Genomic DNA, 3113 nt, shown 5'->3' on the forward strand with positions numbered 1-3113 from the left:
GTGCCGGCGCGCCGTGTCGTTTGCTCGTGTCGCCCATCCCGTGTCGGCCCGTGTGGGTGCCTGCCGGGCCGGGGCGGCGGTGGTGGTGAGGTCGGGGTGTCGGGGTGGGTGGGTAGGGTTCGGCGGTTGGGGGTCTGTCGGTTGTGGGGGATTCGTCCCCGGTGGACGTGTGTGGGAGGAGGGCGGTTGTGGAGCGGTTCGGGTGTGGTGTGGCGGCCGGCGGCATGTGGTGACGGCGGGCGTGGCTCGGGTTGCGATGGCGCCCGACGCGTACGGGCACGGGGGTCGGCTGCAGCCGTTGCGTGACGACGGTGTGCCCGTGGGGCCGGCCACGCAGGTCGGCGATCTGGTCGCGGCGATCGCCGATTTCGAGGCCGCGCCGGTGCCGCCGAGGTGGGTATGGGCCTCGGCGGAGAGTGCGTATGCGCCGCTGTTGCCCACCCGGGTCGCGCGCTGTCACGACCTCGCGCTGGTCGAGTCGTTGTTGCTCGCGCACGAGGGCCGGTTCGGCGAGCCGCGTTCGCTCGGCGCGGCCTGGGCCCGGCTGAAGGGCCTGCCCGTACCGGACGACCTGCCGATCGGCGTCGCCGACGCGCAGGACAGCCTGTTCGTCCCCGACCGGCAACGGCTGCCCGCCGGCGCCGACACGCTCGATGCCGTGGTCGCGGTGCACGCCGACCAGTTGCGGCGGATCGAGGCGATCGAGGATCCGGCCCGCCGTTCGCGATTCCGGCTGCTGGTCGCCGCCGAGTCGGCGGGTGGTCTGGTCGCGGCCGAGATGGCCGCCGACGGTCTGCCCTGGCGGGTCGAGGTGCACGACGCGCTGCTCACCGAGCTGCTCGGCGCGCGCCCCCGGGTGTCCGGCGCACCGCCGCAACGACTCGCCGACCTGGCCGAGCAGTTGCGCGCGGCGCTCGGTGGGCGCGCGTTCAACCCGGATTCGCACACCCAGGTGATCAAGGCATTCGCCGACCAGGGCATCCGACTCACCTCGACCCGCACGTGGTACCTGCGCGACCTCGGTCATCCGGCCGCCGACCTGCTGATCAAGTACAAGGAACTCGCCCGCCTGCACGCCGCGCACGGGTGGGCCTGGCAGGACACCTGGGTGCGGGCCGGCCGATTCCGCCCCGAATACGTGGTCGGCGGCGTGGTCACCGGCCGCTGGGCCGGACGCGGCGGTGGCGCGTTGCAGATTCCCCGGGTGCTGCGCGGTGCGGTCGTGGCCGATCCGGGTTGGCGGCTGGTGGTCGCCGACGCGGCCCAGCTCGAACCGCGCATCCTGGCCGCGATGTCCCAGGACGCCGGCCTGGCCCGCTCGGCCGCCGCCGGCGATCTGTACGAGGCGCTGGCCAAGGCCGCCTTCCAGGGCGACCGGGCCAAGGCCAAGCTCGGCCTGCTGGGCGCGATGTACGGGCAGACCAGCGGCGACATCGGGCCGCTGCTGGCCACGCTGCGTCGGCAGTACCCGGACGCGATGGGCTACGTCGAGGCGGCGGCCCGCACCGGCGAGGAGGGCGGCATCGTGCGCTCGCGGCTGGGCCGGACCTGCCCGCCGCCCTCCTCCGAATGGCTCGACCTGGCCGAGGGCGGCACGAGCGAACCGGCCGGGGAACGCGGCGAGCGGGGCGGCGACGACGCCGGGGCCCGCTCGGCCCGCGCCCGAGGCCGGTTCACCCGCAACTTCGTCATCCAGGCGAGTGCGGCGGACTGGGCCCTGGCCCTGCTCGCCGCGCTGCGGCGCCGACTGACCGCGTACGACGCGGCGCCGTCGGGGCGTCCGCACCTGGTCTTCTTCCAACACGACGAGATCATCGTGCACAGCCCGGCCGACCTCACCGACGCGGTGGCCGCCGCGATCGTCGAGGCCGCAGCCGAGGCCCGGGCGTTGGTGTTCGGCGATACCCCGGTGTTGTTGCCGCTGCTGCCGGCGGTGGTGAACACATACGCGGAGGCCAAGTAGGAAGGCGTTCCACGGCCCGGCGCGGGCAGCCCGGCTTTTGGCCGGCCGAGCGCGCCGCCACCGGCCGATGGGTTGGCGCGAGCGGCGCTCGGGTCGCGGGGCCGGGGGCTTCGGTGGGCTCCCGGCGCCACGGCGGCCGGTGGCGGATCGCCCGCACTCGGCCGCGCGAGCGCGCACGCGAACTCCCCTTGGTCGGGTCGGGCGCGGGTGGCTTTGTGCTAAACGGTCGGCGTGGACCGGCGGAGATCGACCCGGTCCCGGGGTCACCGGCGGCCGGGAGCCCTGGACTCCCCGGCGAGATGTGGGTGTTGCTCGGCGGGAAAGGCGCCGGCAACGGCGGAGCGGGTGGGTGCTTTCGTCGGGTCCGCCGGGGAGCCTTTTCGAGTGGGCCGGGCCGTTTCGGCGGGCGTTCGAGGTAGGTGCGCGGGGGGAAGGGCTGCCCGCGTGCGCTGGGCAGGTCTTCATCCGGATCGCGGGACGACTTCGGGCGCGTCGATTTGCGCCGACCTGCGGCTTTGTGGGTCGGCCGGCGAGAGCGCGTGCAGAGGGCCGGTTCTTGAAGCCCGGCGGCCGACTTCGCGTGGACAGTGTGCTTTTGGCGGGTGTTTCGGGTCGGGGCGGTCGGGTGGGCGGCCCGGCAAGGTTCACCGGAGAGCCTTCCCGAGTGGGTCGGGCCGTTTCGGCGGGCGTTTGGGGGTGGGGAGGTTGGGCGAGAGGCAGCCCGAGGCTTCGAAGGTCACGATCCGGATCCCGAGACCGCTTCCCGCACCCGGGATTCCACTGACCTGCGGTTTTGTGGGACCGGCCGGCGAGAGCGCGTGCCGAGAGCCGGGTCGCGCACTCCGGCAACCGAAACCGCCCACTCCCGGCCCGCTCTTCTCCCCCTCTCCCGCCACCGCCCACCCACCGCTGCCGAAACGGCCCGACCCACTCGGGAAGGCTCCCCGGCGAACCCGACGAAAGCGCCCACCCTTCCGCGCCGTTGCCAGCGCCTTTCCCGCCGAGCAACACCCACCTCTCGCCGGGAAACCCGAGGCTCCCGGCCGCCGGTGACCCCGGGACCGGGCCCATCTCCGCCGGTCCACGCCGACCGTTTAGCACAAAGCCACCCGCGCCCGACCCGACCAAGACGCGACCGCCGGCTGCGCAC

1 protein-coding gene is annotated in these 3113 nt (G+C 74.3%); it reads left to right on the plus strand.

Features of this window, described 5'->3' with window-relative positions; genetic code table 11:
- Positions 1–256: 256 nt before the first annotated feature.
- Positions 257–1963, plus strand: coding sequence for a bifunctional 3'-5' exonuclease/DNA polymerase (locus ACFXMF_RS47315; protein WP_360324491.1), 1707 nt, complete (start codon positions 257–259; stop codon positions 1961–1963).
- The last annotated feature ends 1150 nt before the right edge of the window (positions 1964–3113 follow it).

This window comes from Embleya sp. NPDC059213 (assembly GCF_042754445.1).
Classification (GTDB): domain Bacteria; phylum Actinomycetota; class Actinomycetes; order Streptomycetales; family Streptomycetaceae; genus Embleya.

Excerpts from the sequence above, each read along its gene's own strand:
- ACFXMF_RS47315 (WP_360324491.1), top strand. The coding sequence starts at position 257 with ATGGCGCCCGACGCGTACGGGCACGGGGGTCGGCTGCAGCCGTTGCGT.